The organism is Corynebacterium sp. HMSC070H05, from assembly GCF_001837615.1.
Lineage (GTDB): Bacteria > Actinomycetota > Actinomycetes > Mycobacteriales > Mycobacteriaceae > Corynebacterium > Corynebacterium coyleae.
Map to the genome: position 1 here is coordinate 75,976 of NZ_KV833339.1, position 16,934 is coordinate 92,909.

The 16,934-nt window shown below is 60.9% G+C and carries 21 protein-coding genes; 20 read left to right on the forward strand and 1 reads right to left on the reverse strand.

All coding sequences use genetic code 11. The annotated features are described in order from the left end of the window. Positions 1 to 139: 139 nt before the first annotated feature. Positions 140 to 1,663 carry an L-lactate MFS transporter gene (locus HMPREF2617_RS07365; protein WP_070482511.1) on the forward strand — a complete coding sequence of 508 codons (1,524 nt, stop codon included), beginning with the start codon at positions 140 to 142 and terminating at the stop codon, positions 1,661 to 1,663. Here the strand turns inward: HMPREF2617_RS07365 and HMPREF2617_RS07370 are convergent. Continuing rightward, entirely contained in the window at positions 1,660 to 2,418 is a 759-nt protein-coding gene (locus tag HMPREF2617_RS07370; protein WP_070450599.1) for a formate dehydrogenase accessory sulfurtransferase FdhD, read from the reverse strand. The two genes, HMPREF2617_RS07365 and HMPREF2617_RS07370, sit on opposite strands and share 4 nt — an antisense overlap. A gap of 192 nt (positions 2,419 to 2,610) precedes the next feature. Here HMPREF2617_RS07370 and HMPREF2617_RS07375 point away from each other — a divergent pair, with 192 nt between their 5' ends. From HMPREF2617_RS07375 to HMPREF2617_RS07465, 19 genes are all read left to right on the forward strand, one after another. Next, positions 2,611 to 3,327 carry a DUF2786 domain-containing protein gene (locus tag HMPREF2617_RS07375; RefSeq protein ID WP_101732443.1) on the forward strand — a complete coding sequence of 239 codons (717 nt, stop codon included), beginning with the start codon at positions 2,611 to 2,613 and terminating at the stop codon, positions 3,325 to 3,327. A gap of 324 nt (positions 3,328 to 3,651) precedes the next feature. Beyond that, the gene (gene rpsH / locus HMPREF2617_RS07380; protein WP_070422733.1) at positions 3,652 to 4,050 is read left to right on the forward strand and encodes a 30S ribosomal protein S8; all 399 of its coding nucleotides are present in this window, start codon (positions 3,652 to 3,654) and stop codon (positions 4,048 to 4,050) included. Between the two features lie 18 nt (positions 4,051 to 4,068). Further along, the gene (gene rplF / locus HMPREF2617_RS07385; RefSeq protein ID WP_070422734.1) at positions 4,069 to 4,605 is read left to right on the forward strand and encodes a 50S ribosomal protein L6; all 537 of its coding nucleotides are present in this window, start codon (positions 4,069 to 4,071) and stop codon (positions 4,603 to 4,605) included. Positions 4,606 to 4,607: 2 nt separating this feature from the next. Next, positions 4,608 to 5,012 carry a 50S ribosomal protein L18 gene (rplR, locus tag HMPREF2617_RS07390; RefSeq protein ID WP_070422735.1) on the forward strand — a complete coding sequence of 135 codons (405 nt, stop codon included), beginning with the start codon at positions 4,608 to 4,610 and terminating at the stop codon, positions 5,010 to 5,012. Positions 5,013 to 5,052: 40 nt separating this feature from the next. After that, on the forward strand, positions 5,053 to 5,685 hold the full coding sequence (gene rpsE, locus HMPREF2617_RS07395) for a 30S ribosomal protein S5 (protein ID WP_070422736.1): 633 nt from the start codon (positions 5,053 to 5,055) through the stop codon (positions 5,683 to 5,685). Between the two features lie 5 nt (positions 5,686 to 5,690). After that, complete coding sequence (gene rpmD / locus HMPREF2617_RS07400; RefSeq protein WP_034997282.1) at positions 5,691 to 5,876, forward strand: 50S ribosomal protein L30; 186 nt, start codon at positions 5,691 to 5,693, stop codon at positions 5,874 to 5,876. A gap of 7 nt (positions 5,877 to 5,883) precedes the next feature. Next, positions 5,884 to 6,360: a 50S ribosomal protein L15 gene (gene rplO / locus HMPREF2617_RS07405; RefSeq protein ID WP_070422737.1), complete on the forward strand. Its 477-nt coding sequence runs from the start codon at positions 5,884 to 5,886 to the stop codon at positions 6,358 to 6,360. A gap of 246 nt (positions 6,361 to 6,606) precedes the next feature. Beyond that, positions 6,607 to 7,935, forward strand: a complete 1,329-nt coding sequence (gene secY / locus HMPREF2617_RS07410) for a preprotein translocase subunit SecY (protein ID WP_070422738.1) — start codon at positions 6,607 to 6,609, stop codon at positions 7,933 to 7,935. Beyond that, a complete protein-coding gene (locus HMPREF2617_RS07415) occupies positions 7,935 to 8,480 on the forward strand; it encodes an adenylate kinase (protein ID WP_070422739.1) in 546 nt (181 codons plus the stop codon). Before secY ends, HMPREF2617_RS07415 begins: the two co-directional genes overlap by 1 nt. Positions 8,481 to 8,560: 80 nt before the next feature. After that, entirely contained in the window at positions 8,561 to 9,352 is a 792-nt protein-coding gene (gene map / locus HMPREF2617_RS07420; protein WP_070422740.1) for a type I methionyl aminopeptidase, read from the forward strand. A 51-nt stretch (positions 9,353 to 9,403) separates the two neighbouring features. Then, entirely contained in the window at positions 9,404 to 10,201 is a 798-nt protein-coding gene (locus HMPREF2617_RS07425; protein ID WP_070422741.1) for a L,D-transpeptidase, read from the forward strand. Positions 10,202 to 10,373: 172 nt separating this feature from the next. Next, positions 10,374 to 10,592 carry a translation initiation factor IF-1 gene (gene infA, locus HMPREF2617_RS07430; protein WP_070422742.1) on the forward strand — a complete coding sequence of 73 codons (219 nt, stop codon included), beginning with the start codon at positions 10,374 to 10,376 and terminating at the stop codon, positions 10,590 to 10,592. 173 nt (positions 10,593 to 10,765) lie between these two features. Beyond that, positions 10,766 to 11,134, forward strand: a complete 369-nt coding sequence (gene rpsM / locus HMPREF2617_RS07435; RefSeq protein ID WP_070422743.1) for a 30S ribosomal protein S13 — start codon at positions 10,766 to 10,768, stop codon at positions 11,132 to 11,134. Positions 11,135 to 11,137: 3 nt separating this feature from the next. Next, on the forward strand, positions 11,138 to 11,539 hold the full coding sequence (gene rpsK / locus HMPREF2617_RS07440; RefSeq protein ID WP_070422744.1) for a 30S ribosomal protein S11: 402 nt from the start codon (positions 11,138 to 11,140) through the stop codon (positions 11,537 to 11,539). 27 nt (positions 11,540 to 11,566) lie between these two features. Next, positions 11,567 to 12,172: a 30S ribosomal protein S4 gene (gene rpsD / locus HMPREF2617_RS07445; protein ID WP_070422745.1), complete on the forward strand. Its 606-nt coding sequence runs from the start codon at positions 11,567 to 11,569 to the stop codon at positions 12,170 to 12,172. Between the two features lie 102 nt (positions 12,173 to 12,274). After that, positions 12,275 to 13,288, forward strand: coding sequence for a DNA-directed RNA polymerase subunit alpha (locus HMPREF2617_RS07450; RefSeq protein WP_070840427.1), 1,014 nt, complete (start codon positions 12,275 to 12,277; stop codon positions 13,286 to 13,288). Positions 13,289 to 13,334: 46 nt separating this feature from the next. Beyond that, on the forward strand, positions 13,335 to 13,829 hold the full coding sequence (gene rplQ / locus HMPREF2617_RS07455; RefSeq protein WP_070422747.1) for a 50S ribosomal protein L17: 495 nt from the start codon (positions 13,335 to 13,337) through the stop codon (positions 13,827 to 13,829). A gap of 79 nt (positions 13,830 to 13,908) precedes the next feature. Next, a complete protein-coding gene (gene truA / locus HMPREF2617_RS07460) occupies positions 13,909 to 14,739 on the forward strand; it encodes a tRNA pseudouridine(38-40) synthase TruA (protein WP_070840428.1) in 831 nt (276 codons plus the stop codon). A gap of 33 nt (positions 14,740 to 14,772) precedes the next feature. Beyond that, the gene (locus HMPREF2617_RS07465; RefSeq protein WP_070840429.1) at positions 14,773 to 16,878 is read left to right on the forward strand and encodes a DUF6541 family protein; all 2,106 of its coding nucleotides are present in this window, start codon (positions 14,773 to 14,775) and stop codon (positions 16,876 to 16,878) included. Positions 16,879 to 16,934 lie beyond the last annotated feature (56 nt).

Genomic DNA, 16,934 nt, shown 5'->3' on the forward strand with positions numbered 1-16,934 from the left:
CCGGTTTTTATACCGCGGTCGCAGGGGTTTTGTCGTATTGGAAAAGCATGAAAGAAAGCTTGCGTGAAGCTGGCTATAGGTGGTTATGATGTCCGCTGTATTAAATACATTGTTTGGCATCCATAATAGGGGAACCCCCATGAGTTACTTCTCCCGAAGCGCAATTATCGCGCCTAAGGAATTCAATCGCTGGCTAATTGTCCCTGCGGCACTCGCCATCCACCTCTCTATCGGCCAGGTCTACGGGTTCTCCGTGTTCAAGAAGCCAATGATGGAGCACTTCGGTGTCGGCGAAGTTGCTGTGGGCTGGATCTTCTCGTTGGCAATCGGCATGCTCGGCATCTCGTCCGCGCTGTTCGGTTCCTGGGTCGAGCGAGTCGGCCCACGCGCGTCCATGGCAGTTTCCGGCGTGCTATGGGTGACAGGCTTCCTCGTTGCCACCCTGGGTGTCACCACCGGAAACTTGTGGCTGGTGTACTTCGGCTACGGCTTTATCGGCGGCATCGGTTTGGGCATCGGATACATCTCGCCGGTGTCCACGCTGATGAAGTGGTTCCCGGATCGCCCCGGTCTGGCTACGGGCCTTGCGATCATGGGCTTCGGCGGCGGCGCACTGATTGCCTCGCCGGCGTCGAACCGCCTCATGGAGTTCTACGGCGGTGGTGCGGACATCGCCAACCGCGCCGCGGGCATCCAACCCACCTTTGTCACCCTTGGCGTCGTGTACCTCGTCGTCATCGCTATGGGCGCGTACTGCATCCGCATGCCGCACCCGGATTGGACCCCGTCGGGCGAAGCGAAGCAGGGGCGCAAACCTTCCAAGGTTGCCATCGTCGGTGCAAATGTTAGCGCCAACAACGCCATTCGAACCCCGCAGTTCTGGTGCCTGTGGGTGATCCTGTTCTGCAACATCACTGCGGGTATCGGCGTGCTGGAGAATGCGGCACCGATGATTCAGGACTACTTCCCGGCACTGACCGCGGCGGCCGCCGCAGGCTTTGTTGGCTTGCTGTCGCTGGCGAACATGGCTGGCCGTTTCGTCTGGTCGTCGGTTTCTGACGTCATTGGCCGCAAGAACATCTACATGGTGTACCTGGGTATCGGGTTGGCTTTCTACTTCATCTTCGCCAGGTTCGGCCACGCCAACATCGCGCTGTTTGTGATCTGCGCACTGGTGTTGCTGTCCTTCTACGGGGGTGGCTTTGCCAGTATCCCGGCCTACCTGCGCGACCTATTCGGTGTTTACCAGGTCGGCGCTATCCACGGCCGTCTGCTTACCGCATGGTCGGCTGCAGGTGTAGCTGGCCCGCTGATCATCAACATGGTCGTGGAGCGCCAGGCAGCCAACGGCGGCGAAGGCCCGGACCTTTACCGCCTGTCGCTGTACGTCATGTGCTGCCTGCTTGCTGTTGGCCTGATCGCCAACATCCTTGTACGCCCGGTGGCGTCGAAGTGGTTCGAAGACCAAGACACCGTTCAGGCGAAGATCGAGGCAGATCGCGCCTCCGCGCTTGAAGGTGCTGGTGCCGGTCAGGCGCGTGGGGCTTCCGCGGGCCAGGCCCACAAGATTGTCGCGATCATTCTGGCGGCAATCATCGCTGGACTGCTTATCTACGGTCTGTGGGCCACTGCCGCGAAGGCTGCTGGCATGTTCATTGGCTAAGCGCCCGAGTACACGCTGAAGCGCTCGTCGGTAATTGCGCCGACGAGCGCTGTATTTGTTTCGCGGGCCAATTCCACCGCCATCGACGTGACGTCGCGTGTGGTGGCGACAATGCTGAAGCCGGCCGCTGCTGCAGCACGCATCATTTCAAACGTCACGCGCGTATCCACTGCGAGGGTGAGGTTGTGGGCGGGCAGGGTGTCGTCGAGAAGCAAACGCCCAGCGATCTTCTGTACCGCGTTGACGGCGTCGATATCTTGACGCGCGGTCTCGCCAGCGAGCGCGGTGGGCAGGTCGCGACGACGCGCCTGGTTGAGACGTTCTGGCAAGGCGAAGATCGCATCCTGATCAATAGGGGCGAACTCGCTGCGCACGTTCAGGCGGACCGCCAACTCCCGTACGCGCTGCTCGGCGGAAATACCACAGGACTGTGATGGGATTGGGTCGATGAACTGCGGTGCAGCAGGGTAGGAAAGCTCGATATCGAGCAGGTTGTAGGTGTTTTCGCCGCCGATGGCACCTTCGCAATAGCGGGCGGTAATGACGTCTTTAGGGGTGGTAATGAGGCCCTGCGTCAGGAGCACACCGTGGGCGAGTTCGATGTCGTGGCCCGGGGTGCGAAACAACTGAGCGACCTCTCGGCCACCGGCGCGCACCTCGAGTGGTTCTTCCACTTCCACTTGGCCCGCGCGCGTGTCGCGGGTGCCGCTAGCGGAAATCTTTGTGACGGCGAAACTGCGCTTGGTCCTGCTCATTGCAACGATGCTAGCGCTTAGGGTGCAAGCGGGACGGAGGGGTGTCGTCGCAGCGCTACAACCTGCGCAAAGAGAAGTTATCCACAGGGCGGAAATTGCAAATTCCACAAGCTGAAACGGACATGTCGTGCGAGTTCGTTATAACTACAGGCACACATCCAAACAGCAATGGGGAAGGGGTGGGTGCGTCAGATGCGTACCGAGGAAAAGATCAAACAACGAGTACAAAAACTACTCAATCAAGCCAACGACAGGGAAGGGACACCGGAGGGTGACGCGTTCTATGCCCGAGCATTCGAGCTGATGGCACAGTACGGCTACGACGAGCGCGATCTTGCAAGTCCCGATGCCGGCGACAACGTAGGCCACCGCGCCTACACGTTCCGTGGCGCCTACACCGATATGCAGGCAACGCTGCTGCACTCCATCGCGAGGTCGTTGCACTGTACGGGGTTTACGCAGCGGGTGTATAACTCCACGCGCGTCAAGGACGCAGACCTTTTTGGCCTACAGCGACACCTCGACCGGGTGGACATGCTCTACGCGCTGCTGTTGCCGGTGATGCTTGCAGAATCACAAAAGATCCGCGCCACAAACTTCGGTGAATCGGTGGTCGTGATGCGTCGGTCGTTTATGCAGGGGTTCGCGACAAGCATCGGCAAACGTCTGATGAAAGCAGAAGAGGGCGCAGCACGTGTGGATAGCGAATATGCGCTTGTGCTTGTCGACGACGCCGCAAAGGCCGAGCAAGCCCGCTCCAAATTTGCCGAAGAGCAGGGCTTTGTGCTCTCCGCGCACCAAACCAACCGCTCGTTCGACCCAGGTGCGTACCTCAGCGGACACGCCGCGGGAGAGAATTCAGACCTCGGCCAAACACGGGTGAAGTCCAGGGCGGCGCTGCCGTTCTGATGAATTCGGTGTCGGGAGATGCTGTCGGGGGCTAGGTGTCGTCGTTAAGCAATTTGGTTCTGAGCGAACAAGCAGGTAACTTGGTCGATCGGACTTGTGCGCCGAGATTTCGGCGTGCCAAGCCGAGAGAAACATTTGAACATCCAACTTTGTTGCAGGCCCCTCGCCAAGATGCGGACCGCGTGCAAGGGAGGCGGCGAGCGGCCCACGCTACTGAGTGTGGGCAGCGTTGAGTAGCCCCCGATAGACCATGCGGAAAACGCGACCTTGAAAAGGGTCAGGTGGGTTTAGGGAACCGCAACGAGAAAGGAAACGGTCACCACAATGACCATGACAGATCCGATTGCGGACATGCTGTCGCGCGTGCGCAACGCAACAACTGCGCAGCACGACACCGTGTCTATGCCGTCCTCCAAGCTCAAGGCAGCTATTGCTGAGATCTTGAAGCAGGAAGGCTACATCGAAGATTACAAAGTTGAGGACGAGAAGGTTGGCAAATCGCTGACGCTCAACCTCAAGTACGGCCCGACCCGCGAGGCTTCCATCGCTGGTCTGCGCCGCGTGTCCAAGCCGGGCCTGCGCGTGTACGCCAAGTCCAACGACCTGCCTCAGGTGCTCGGTGGCCTGGGCGTGGCAATCATCTCCACGTCCCACGGCCTGCTGACCGACCGCCAGGCTCAAGAGAAGGGTGTAGGCGGGGAAGTCCTCGCTTACGTCTGGTAAGGGGAGGTTGAAAAGACTATGTCGCGTGTAGGTAATGCACCCATCGCAATCCCGAACAACGTCGAGGTGAAGATCGACGGCCAGCGTGTTGAGGTCAAGGGCCCGAAGGCCACCATGGACCTCGAGATGCCGGAGCCGATCACCGCTTCCGTCGAAGACAACGAAGTCGTGGTGTCCCGTCCGGACGATCACCGCGACAGCCGTTCGCTGCACGGCCTGACCCGCTCGCTGATCAACAACCTGATCATCGGCGTGACTGAGGGCTACAAGATCAACATGGAGATCTTCGGCGTCGGTTACCGTGTGCAGCAGAAGGGCAAGGACCTTGAGTTCTCCCTCGGCTACTCGCACCCGATCCTGATTGAGGCGCCGGAAGGCGTCACGTTCTCCGTCGATGGCAACACCAAGTTCGCCATCGAAGGCACTGACAAGCAGCAGGTTGGCCAGATTGCGGCAAACATCCGCCGTCTGCGTAAGGATGACCCGTACAAGGGTAAGGGCATCCGCTACGCCGGCGAGCAGGTCCGCCGCAAGGTCGGAAAGACGGGTAAGTAATCATGAGCAATACTGCAGAGAACACCAAGCGCACCCCGGTGGGCAAGGACATCTCGTCCCGCCGCCGCGAGGCCCGCGCACGTCGCCACTACCGCATCCGCAAGACCCTGCGTGGCACCCCGGAGACCCCGCGTCTCGTTGTGCACCGCTCGTCTCGCCACATCCACGTCCAGGTCATCGACGACCTCGCAGGCCACACCCTGGTTTCTGCGTCGTCCATCGAGGCAGACGTGCGCAACCTGGAGGGTGACAAGAAGGAGAAGGCCGCAAAGGTTGGCCAGCTCGTCGCTGAGCGTGCCAAGGCAGCAGGCATCGAGCAGATCGTCTTCGACCGTGGTGGCTACAAGTACCACGGCCGCGTTGCGGCCCTGGCTGAAGCTGCTCGTGAAGGTGGTCTGAAGTTCTAATGATCACGGCAAACATCACCATCAACGGAAGGATCGCGTAATGGCCGAACGTGAACGGCGTGACGGCGGGCGCTCCGCCGACAACCAGAACAACAACGACCGCGGTAACCGCGGCGGCCGTGGCCGTCGCGACGACCGTCGCAACCAGAACGACGAGCGCGATAAGTACATCGAGCGCGTCATCACCATCAACCGTGTTGCCAAGACCGTTAAGGGTGGCCGCAACATGTCCTTCACCGCTCTCGTCGTCGTCGGCGACGGTGAAGGCATGGTCGGCGTTGGCTACGGCAAGGCGAAGGAAGTTCCCGCCGCAATTCAGAAGGGTGCAGAAGAGGCTCGCAAGAACTTCTTCCGCGTCCCGATGATCGGTGGCACCATTCCTCACCCGGTTCAGGCTGAAGAAGCCGCCGGTATCGTCATGCTCCGCCCGGCTGCTCCGGGTACCGGTGTGATCGCCGGTGGCGCAGTCCGTCCGGTGCTCGAGGCCGCTGGTGTCCAGGACATCCTGGCCAAGTCCCTCGGCTCTGACAACGCCCTCAACGTGGTTCAGGCCACCGTTGCAGGCCTGAAGCAGCTCGTGCGTCCGGAAGAGGTCGCAGCGAAGCGCGGTAAGGCTGTCGAGGACGTTGCCCCGGCACGTATGCTGCGCGCTCGCGCAGGACAGGAGGCCTAAGAACAATGGCACTGAAGATTACGTTGCACCACGGCAAGATCGGTGAGAAGCCGGTGACCCGCAAGAACCTCGAGGCTCTCGGTCTGCGCAAGATCGGTCAGTCCGTGGTGAAGAAGGACAACGCTGCTACCCGCGGCCAGATCCTCAAGGTGCGTCACCTCGTCACCGTCGAAGAAGTTGCAGGGGAGTAGATAAAACATGGCTGACATCATCAAGCTCCATGATCTGCGCCCGGCAGAGGGCGCCAACAAGGCCAAGACCCGCGTTGGTCGCGGTGAGGCCTCCAAGGGCAAGACCGCTGGCCGCGGTACCAAGGGCACCAAGGCTCGTAAGCAGGTTTCCGCTGCTTTCGAGGGTGGCCAGATGCCGCTGCACATGCGTCTGCCGAAGCTCAAGGGCTTCAAGAACCCGAACCGCGTCGAGTACCAGGTGGTCAACGTCGCGGACCTCGCGGAAGCATTCCCGCAGGGTGGCGACATTGCAGTTGCCGACATCGTCGCTAAGGGCCTCGTTCGCCCGAAGCAGCCGGTGAAGGTGCTGGCAGAGGGCGACATCAACGTCGCACTCAACGTCACCGCAAACAAGTTCTCCAAGTCCGCTGAGGAGAAGCTCAAGGCTGCTGGCGGTTCCGCCACCGTCGTCGAGTTCTCCAAGCGCGCTCCGAAGGACGCGTAAAGAGCCGAAAGCGTAACGCTTTCCGCGCTTGAGATAACCCCCATACTGGACAATCACTGTCCGGTGTGGGGGTTTTCGCTGTGCTGTAGCGGTAAAGTCGACCGTGAGTATCAACTTTTTAAGCACAGCTGCTAGGGTAGTGGGGTCAAACACGGCGACGGCCCGTTTTGTGTGCCTTCATGCACGAGTCGGCGCTGCACTATCCACTACCTTCCGCCGCGGTTCAGGTGGAAGCCAGGAGGCTATGTGTCCGCAATTGCTCAGGCGTTTAAGGATCCTGACCTTCGCAAGAAGATCTTGATCACCCTTGCGCTGATGATTCTGTACCGCGTAGGTGCCCAGATCCCGTCCCCGGGCGTTGATTACGCGTTGATCAACCAGCGACTCGAAGAGGTTGCCCAGGGTGACCGTGCCACGATGTTCTCCATCATTGGCCTGTTCTCCGGTGGTGCACTGCTGCAGTTGTCGATCTTCGCGATCGGCATCATGCCGTACATTACGGCGTCGATTATCGTGCAGCTGCTCACTGTCGTGATCCCGAAGTTCGAGGAGCTGAAGAAGGAAGGTCAGTCCGGCCAGGCCAAGATGACGCAGTACACGCGCTACCTCACGGTTGCGCTGGCGTTGCTGCAGTCCGCAGGTATCGTCGCGCTGGCAGACCGCGAGCAGCTGCTCGGCCAGGGAATGCCGGTGCTGGTGGAAGACCGCAATGTCTGGACCTTGATCATGATGATCCTTGTGATGACCTCCGGTGCGGTGCTCATCATGTGGCTCGGCGAGATCATCACTGAAAAGGGCGTGGGCAACGGTATGTCCCTGCTCATCTTCGCGGGTATCGCAACCCAGATCCCGTCCGAGGGTGCGTTCATCCTCCAGAACTCCGGTGCCTTGACGCTGATCCTCGTCATCCTCGCGCTTGTTGCGCTGGTCGTCGGCATTGTCTTCATTGAGCAGGGCCAGCGTCGCATCCCGGTGCAGTACGCCAAGCGCATGGTGGGTCGTCGCCAGTACGGTGGCTCTTCCACCTACTTGCCGCTGAAGGTCAACCAGGCTGGCGTTATCCCGGTCATCTTCGCCTCGTCGCTGATGTACGTGCCGGTTCTGATCACACAGATCGTGACCATGAATAACCCGACTCCGCCGGACAACTGGTGGATGAACCACGTGATGGCATGGCTGCAGAACCCGGGTTCGTGGCAGTACATCCTCACCTACGTCGTGATGATCATCTTCTTCTCCTACTTCTATGTGTCGATCCAGTATGACCCGGTCGATCAGGCAGAGAACATGAAGAAGTACGGTGGCTTTATCCCGGGTATCCGTCCGGGCCGTCCGACTGCTGAATACCTCGCGTTCGTCATGAACCGCCTGCTGTTCGTCGGCGCGATTTACCTCGCGCTGATCGCAGTGCTGCCGAACCTGGCAATGGACGCCGGTATCACCGGCTCCGGCCGGATGGGTATGAGCGCGTTTGGCGGTACGGCCATCCTGATTATGGTTTCCGTGGCCCTGACCACGGTTAAGCAAATTGAATCCCAGCTTCTGCAATCCAACTACGAAGGACTTCTGCGATAATGCGTCTCGTTCTCCTTGGCCCTCCCGGTGCCGGCAAGGGCACCCAAGCCGCTATCCTTTCCGAAAAGCTCGGTGTTCCGCACATCTCCACCGGTGATCTGTTCCGCGCCAACATTGGCGAGGGCACCCCGCTCGGTGTTGAGGCAAAGAGCTACATCGACGCCGGCAAGCTTGTGCCGACCGATGTCACCGCACGCATGGTTGAGGATCGCCTGAACCAGGACGACGCGAAGGACGGCTTCCTGCTGGACGGCTTCCCGCGCACGGTGGAGCAGGCTGAGATCCTGACCGACCTACTGGCGAAGAAGGGCGAGAAGCTCGACGGCGTGCTCAACTTCGTTGTTGATGAGGACGTTGTCGTGGAGCGCATGCTCGCCCGTGGTCGTGCAGACGACAACGAGGAGACCATCCGCACCCGTCTCGCCGTGTACCGCGATGAGACCGCACCGCTGATCGATCACTACGGTGAGGAGATCATTTCTATCGACGCTGTGGGCGACGTCGACGAGATCAACCAGCGCGCCATGGCGCAGCTGGGCAAGTAGCCCGAATACGCTCAAGGCCGGTGTTCGCACCGGCCTTTCGCTTTTGCTTATCGACGACCACCACAAAGGAGCAACCCGCTATGGCATTCCGCAAACGCAAGATTGCCGCCAAAACCCACGACGAACTCGATGCGATGGAGGCAGCCGGCCGCATTGTCGGTGTCGCGCTGCAGGAGGTCCGTGCTGCGGCAAAGCCGGGTGTCAGCACGCTTGACCTTGACAAGGTGGCGGAAACCGTCATTCGCGACCATGGCGCTGTGCCGACCTTCCTCGGATACCACGGTTTTACTGGCTCAATTTGTGCGTCGGTCAACGATGTGGTGGTCCATGGCATTCCATCCGCTGACGTGGTGCTCAATGAAGGGGACCTGGTTTCCATCGACTGCGGCGCGACGTTCAACGGTTGGGTAGGGGACAGTGCCTGGTCGTTCGGTATCGGTGAACTTGCGCCGGATGTGGACGCGCTCAACCGCGCAACCGAGTGGGTGCTCGCAGAAGGTCTGAAAGCCATGGTTCCGGGCAACAAGCTCACTGACGTGTCTCACGCGTTGGAGTTGGCAACCTACGCCGCCGAGGAGCGTTTCGGCGTTGAGCTCGGCATTGTGGATGGCTACGGCGGGCACGGCATTGGCCGCACGATGCACGAAGACCCGTACCTGGCTAATGAGGGCAAGCCGAATCGGGGTCCTGTGATTCAGGAAGGTTCGGTGTTGGCGATCGAGCCGATGTTGATCCTGGGTGGTGGCTACGACACACGCGTACTTGACGACGAATGGACGGTTACCACCCTCGATGGTTCACCGGCAGCACACTGGGAACACACCGTGGCGGCGACCGCTCAGGGACCACGAATTCTTACTCCGCGCGTATAAACGGCTGGCGCGTCGATGCGTGATTCATAGCTATACGGTTATACTTCCGGCATGTCTTACCGTCCTCGCCATGCAAAGCAGTCGCCGTTGAAGCGACGTGCAATTACGTTTGCCGCCGGTTTTGGTGTCGTCGCTACGCTCGCCGCACCTGTGACTGCGCAGGCAGCGCCTGCTCCGGCCCCGAATCCGGTTGCAACCTCCAGCCTTGATGCGCTGTCCTCGTCGGCAAACACCGCGTTTGCAAACCTGGATAAGTCTGCACGGGATGCAGCTTGGGATCTTCGCAACAACCTGCGCTTGCAGGCAGACGGGTTGGCGAATATCAGCCCGGATCTGCCGGCGAAGGCGAAGCAGCGTATCGACGAGATCGTGGAGGTTTTCTTCCCCGGACTCATCGCCGAGAAGACTCCGAAGCCGAAGCCTGCACCGAAGCCGGCTCCCGCTCCGGCACCAGCTCCTGCTCCGGCGCCGGCTCCGAACCCGCGTGCTGGCTTTGACTACGGTCCGTGCCCGGCCGATGCCAAGGCCTGCATTGACATTGATGGTCGCCGTTCCTGGCTGCAGAACAACGGTGTCATGTACTACCAGTCGGGCCTGATTGGTCCGGGCCGACCGGGCTACGAGACGCCGCGCGGTACCTTCTACGTCAACCGTAAGGTCAAGGACGAGATCTCCTGGGAGTTCGGCAACGCACCGATGCCGTACGCCACGTACTTCACCTACAACGGCATCGCGTTCCACGAAGGGGACCCGAGCATCCTGTCCCACGGCTGCATCCGCATGTACCGCGGTGATGCACAGCGCTACTTCAGTGATCTGCAGATCGGTGACAAGGTCTACGTCTACTAGACATCTTTGTTGCATATTGGCCCCGGCGAAATGCTGGGGCCTTTTGCGTTTTCGCAGGTGAGCGGATAAAGTAGTCCAACGGTGCTGCCACGAAGTGTTGGCAGGTACCGACTGTCACGGTAAGAAAACGTTTCTGCCTGCACATTTGCGGGCAGTGTAGGAAGTGGAGTGTATGGCAAAAGAAGGCGCAATCGAGGTTGAGGGCCGCATCGTCGAGCCCCTGAAGAACGCCATGTTCCGTGTCGAACTCGACAATGGGCACGAGGTTCTCGCCCACATCAGTGGCAAGATGCGCCAGCACTACATCCGCATCCTCCCTGAGGACCGTGTCGTGGTGGAGCTCTCTCCCTACGACCTGGAACGCGGGCGTATCACTTACCGCTACAAGTAAGCATTTCAGCCTCCTCACCCAGACCTGCTCATAGTGGGTCGTTTACCTCCGGCCACGGTGGCTGGAGCCGCGTGTAATCCCAACCCATCCTCCGGCGCGGTCCGGATAAAGCGTTGGTTGACGTGGACGGGTGGGGAGAAAACCACCGTAACAACCCGAAAGGTACGTACCTCATGGCACGTCTAGCTGGTGTTGATCTCCCGCGCAATAAGCGCATGGAGATCGCTCTCACCTACATCTATGGCATCGGTGCAACCCGATCCAAGGAACTGCTCGAGAAGACGGGCATTTCTCCGGACCTGCGCACGGACGATCTGAGCGATGACCAGCTCTCCGCTCTGCGTGACGCGATTGAGTCCTCCTACACCGTCGAGGGCGACCTGCGCCGCGAGGTTCAGGCAGACATCCGCCGCAAGATCGAAATCGGCTCCTACCAGGGCATGCGCCACCGTCGTGGCCTGCCTGTCCGCGGCCAGCGCACCAAGACCAATGCGCGTACCCGCAAGGGCCCGAAGAAGACCATCGCAGGAAAGAAGAAGTAACCTATGGCTACTCAGACTCGTTCCGGTGCACGTCGCGGACGTCGCATCGTCAAGAAGAACGTGGCCGCAGGCCACGCATACATCAAGTCCACCTTCAACAACACCATCGTGTCCATCACGGACCCGCAGGGCAACGTCATCTCCTGGGCGTCCTCCGGCCACGTTGGCTTCAAGGGCTCCCGTAAGTCCACGCCGTTCGCTGCGCAGATGGCTGCAGAGAACGCTGCCCGCAAGGCAATGGACCACGGCATGAAGAAGGTCGACGTTTTCGTCAAGGGTCCGGGCTCCGGCCGCGAGACCGCTATCCGTTCGCTCCAGGCTGCCGGCCTGGAGGTGTCTTCGATCTCCGACGTGACGCCTCAGCCGTTCAACGGCTGCCGTCCGCCGAAGCGTCGTCGCGTTTAAGGCTGAAAGGAAAAGAGGTAAAGAGACATGGCTCGTTACACCGGCCCTGCTACCCGTAAGTCCCGTCGCCTCCGCGTCGACCTCGTCGGCGGCGACATGTCCTTCGAGCGTCGCCCGTACCCTCCGGGGCAGGCTGGTCGCGCTCGCATCAAGGAATCCGAGTACCTGCTCCAGCTGCAGGAGAAGCAGAAGGCTCGCTTCACCTACGGCGTGATGGAGAAGCAGTTCCGTCGCTACTACGAAGAAGCGAACCGTCGTCCGGGCAAGACCGGCGACAACCTGCTCATCCTGCTGGAGTCCCGTCTGGACAACGTTGTCTACCGTGCTGGTCTGGCTAAGACCCGCCGTCAGGCACGTCAGCTCGTGTCCCACGGCCACTTCACGGTCAACGGCAAGAGCATCGACGTTCCGTCGTTCGCGGTAACGCAGTACGACATCATCGACGTCCGTGAGAAGTCCCGCAACATGCTGTGGTTCGAAGAGGCTCAGGACAACCTCCTGGACGCTGTCGTTCCGGCTTGGCTGCAGGTCGTTCCGGACACCCTGCGCATCCTCGTGCACCAGTTGCCCGAGCGCGCTCAGATCGAGGTGCCGCTGCAGGAGCAGCTCATCGTCGAGCTTTACTCGAAGTAAACTTTCACACGTTTGCTTCACCCCGCGCGCCGTCCACGGTGCACGGAATCTTCCATATCAGTCCCTACCGGCTTCATATAGCGGGAGCCAAAGGAGAAGTTCATGCTCATCTCTCAGCGTCCTGAATTGACCGAGGAGTACATCGATACCAACCGCTCGAAGTTCGTCATCGAGCCGCTCGAGCCTGGTTTCGGTTACACCCTGGGCAACTCCCTGCGTCGCACGCTGCTGTCGTCCATCCCGGGCGCAGCCGTGACGTCCATCAAGATCGACGGTGTGCTCCACGAGTTCACCACGATCAACGGTGTCAAGGAGAATGTCTCCGAGATCATCCTCAACATCAAGGACCTCGTGCTGTCTTCCGACTTTGACGAGCCGGTAGTCATGCAGCTTGCAGTCGAGGGGCCGGGCGACGTCACCGCAGGTGACATCGAGCCACCGGCAGGCGTGGAGATCCACAACCCGGATCTGCACATCGCCTCCCTTAACGAGCAGGCACGCCTGGAGATGGAGCTTGTTGTCGAGCGCGGCCGTGGCTACGTCCCGGCTATGCCGAACTCCGGTGGAGAGGCCGGCCGTATCCCGGTCGACCAGATTTACTCGCCGGTGACCCGTGTTGCTTACAAGGTTGAGGCAACTCGTGTTGAGCAGCGCACCGACTTTGACAAGCTCATCATCGACGTTGAGACGAAGAACTCGATGACCGCACGTGACGCGCTCGCGTCGGCTGGTTCCACCCTGGTGGAGCTCTTCGGCCTGGCTCGTGAGCTCAACACCGCTGCAGAGGGTATCGAGATCGGCCCGTCGGCTCAGGAGTCCGAGTACATCGCTGCGTACTCCACGCCGATCGAGGACCTGAACTTCTCTGTTCGTTCCTACAACTGCCTGAAGCGTCAGGAGATCCACACCGTGGGCGAGCTTGCTGAGCACAGCGAGACCGACCTGCTGGACATCCGCAACTTCGGCCAGAAGTCGATCAACGAGGTCAAGATCAAGCTCGCTAACCTGGGCCTGACCTTGAAGGACGCTCCGGAAGATTTCGACCCGACCCAGCTCGAAGGCTACGACGCCGAAACTGGCGATTTCGTGGACGACGGCGCGGACGAGACCGAGTAACACAACAGAGCACGCGCTCAACTAACCGCATACGAGGAGTTCGAATATGCCTACCCCCAAGAAGGGTGCCCGCCTCGGAGGGTCCGCCTCGCACCAGAAGCACATTCTGGCCAACCTGGCGCAGTCCCTCTTCGAGAACGGCGCTATCAAGACGACGGACGCTAAGGCACGCGCCGTGCGTCCGTACGCTGAGAAGCTGATCACCAAGGCGAAGAAGGGCACTGTGGCTGACCGCCGCGCAGTCCTCGCTGAGCTGCCGAACAAGCAGGTTGTTAACTACCTGTTCAACGAGCTCGCGCCGAAGTTCGAGAACCGTGAGGGCGGCTACACCCGCTCCATCAAGCTCCCGAACCGCTCCGGTGACAACGCTCCGATGACCCAGATTTCCCTGGTGCTCGAGGAGACCGTTACCACCGAGGCAACCCGCGCTGCACGCGCAGCTGCATCCCGCCAGGCTGAGGAGGCCAAGGCTGAGGAGGCTCCGGCAGAGGAGACCACCGAGGCTCCGGCAGAGGAGACCGCTGCTGAGGAAGAGAAGTAAACTCACTTCCTTCCTCGCGTAACGCCCAGCTACCCCGTGTAGCTGGGCGTTTTGTATTGCCCAGATAAGATTGATCGCCATGGATGAGACGATGCGGCTGCGTTTGGATATCGCCTACGATGGCACCGATTTTCACGGTTGGGCGCGCCAGAAAAGCGGCATCCGCACAGTCCAACAGACCATCGAAGAGGCGTTGAGCCTCGTGCTGCGTAGTAGCGTCTCCCTTACCGTCGCTGGACGCACCGACGCAGGAGTCCATGCCTCGGGACAGACCGCCCATGTGGATATTCCTCGCAGCAGCCTTGATCAGCGTTCGATTGAGGGGGCCCCGGGACGGTTGGTTCGTCGATTAGCAAAACTGCTCCCGGAAGACGTCCGCGTATTTAATGTCGTGGAAGCGCCAGAGGGGTTTGACGCGCGTTTCTCGGCGTTGGCTCGCACCTACGTATATCGGGTGACTACGCATCCGGCAGGTGCGTTGCCAACACGGGCGCGCGATACGGCGGTGTGGCCAAAACCTATCGACCTTGAGACGACACAGGCGTGTGCCGATGCGCTTGTGGGCTTGAACAACTTCGCGGCGTTTTGCCGTCCGAAGGAGCATGCCACCACGATCCGCGACGTGCATTCTTTCGAGTGGTCGCAGGTCGAGGACACCGTGTACGAAGCGCGCATTGTTGCGGATGCGTTTTGCTGGAATATGGTTCGCGCGCTGACCGCGACGTGTTTAACCGTCGGGGAGGGCCGCCGGGGGAGTGACTGGCCAAAGGAGCTCTTGCTTCGCGACGAACGCGCGCCCGAAGTCCCACTCGCTCCCGCTCGTGGCCTGACGTTGGTCGGCGTTGAGTATCCCGCTGATTCTGAGTTAGCTGCCCGCGCCGAAGCTACCCGCGCGCGTCGCGAGATGTAGCATGCTTGGGTTACTGACAATCTGGGAGGTGCGATGACCACAGCAGCCGCAGCATGGTTTGCAGTTGTGTTTTTCCTGCTTCCCGGATTCCTGGTGGCGTGGGTTGCAGGCCTCCGAGTTCCTGCAGCGGTGACCACGGCGCTGCCGGTGACCTTCGGTGTTATCGGAGTGTCGTCGTGGATGTGGGGCGTGACTAGTGCGCCGTTTAACCTGTGGACGTTCGGGGTGAGCATGGTGCTTGCCCTCGCGGTGGCTGGCGGGTGGCGCTATGCGTTTGCACGCAAGGCCCGCCGCGGTGGTGATGTGCCGTGGCGCCGTGCGCTTTTTCCCGGCAAGGTGGAGTGGACGCACTGGGGCATTCCGTTTGTCGGGGTAGCGGTCGCGGCGTGGATGGCAGTTACGGACCGGCTGTCGTGGTTGGCTCAGATGCCCAACGGTGCGGACAATATCGTCCAGGGGTGGGATTCGCAGTGGCATGCGAATGCGGTGCGGTTTGTGATGGAGACGGGCGTGGCGTCGTCGACACGCATGGGCGAGCTGCAGAACTTCGAAACGCACGCGCGGCTGTTCTACCCGTCGGGATTCCACGCGGGTGTTGCTCTCTTTGCGGAGGCTGCTGGTCTTGAGCCGATTCGGGCGGTCAACATCGCGTCGACGGTGCTGCCAGCGGTGGCACTGCCGCTGACCATGGTGTGTCTGGTGTTCGCGTTTATGCGCTCGACTGGGCTCACCGCGCAGATTGCCGCCGCGTTTGCCGCGATCATGGCGTACGCGGCCCCGCAGCTGCTGTGGGTGCCCGACTACGTGGGGATGTGGCCGTACCTGTTTGCGATGACCCTGACCGGCATCGTGGTTTGGCAGTTCCTTGAAGTTCCGGCACGGCATGCGGGTGCGCTGCCTGCTGCGATCGGGTTCCTTGGCGTGTTGTGCACACACCCGGCTGCGGTGACCGTGGTGGTGCTCGGCGTCATCTTTGCGTGGGCGACGTCGCTGCTGGTTCGCCCGGTGCGCTCGCGTCGTAGCGATACGGTGTGGATGGCACTCCCGGCAGCCGCGGCAACGCTCGTGTTTTTGCCCCAAGTGCTGGCGGGGTCGGACCAGGCGAGTGAGGTTGCCTCGTGGGCGCCGCAGGAGAAACTAGGCCGCGGCGGCGCGTGGGGGAGTGCGTTTCGGATGGACACCCGGCACGTCTCTCAGTTTTTCCCGGACTTCGACCCGACGGTGATGCTGTGGCTCGCCGGTGCAGGCGCGCTGGCGTTGGTGCTGTGGCGCGGCCAGGTGTGGCCTGTGCTGTTGTATGTGGTTTCGCTTGCGGTGACCGCAAATGCGCTCACACCATTCGATAACGCGTGGGGCGATGTACTGGCCATGGTGGGCAACCTGCACTACAGCACGGGGCACCGGCTGATCATGCCGGTGGTGATGTGCGTGTGGGTAGCGGCCGCCATCGGCATTGCTGTGATTATCCGCCTTGTCACCTTCGCTCCACTCGCAGCACGAACCGGTACGGGGCAGCGAGCCACGGTGCTGGCGTCGATCGCGGTGGCGGTGATCGCCGGGTCGGCGGCGGTGCCACAGGTACGCAACCACACTGAGGCTGGTGCACAGGACGCGTTTGCTACCCCGCGCCAAAGCGGACGGATGGTAAGCGCGGATGACCTCCAGGTGTTTGACTGGTTGGCGACCCAGGACGCAGCGTGGGAAGGCACGATCATGGGTGATCCTGCGGATGGATATTCGTGGATGTATGCCTACAACGGGTTGCCGTCGGTTTCCCGCCATTACCTATGGCCGACCGGCGGGATTGGCTCAGCGCACGACACAATTTTCCAGCACGCGGACTTCATCGGAGAAGACAACGGCGAAGTGGTGGAGCAGGCGCTGAAGGACTTGAACGTACGGTTCTTTGTGCTCAGCCCGGGGTCGTTTTGGGCGGACCAGAAACCGCAGTATCCGATGCTGCGGGCGTTCTGGGCGTCAAACGGGGTGACGCCGGTGTATCGCAAGGGCACGACGTCGGTGTTTGCGGTCAACAGCGAGTTCTCCACCGCCCAGTTGCGGGCGATGCGCAAAGACGGACAGGACCACGGCTCGGATGAGCTATTCGAGCTTGAAGATGCCGGTGTAGCCGCCTGGTAGATGCGCGCGGGGTGCTAAGGCTGTAGCCTGTTGAGTACTTACTCGGGGGAGGGGGA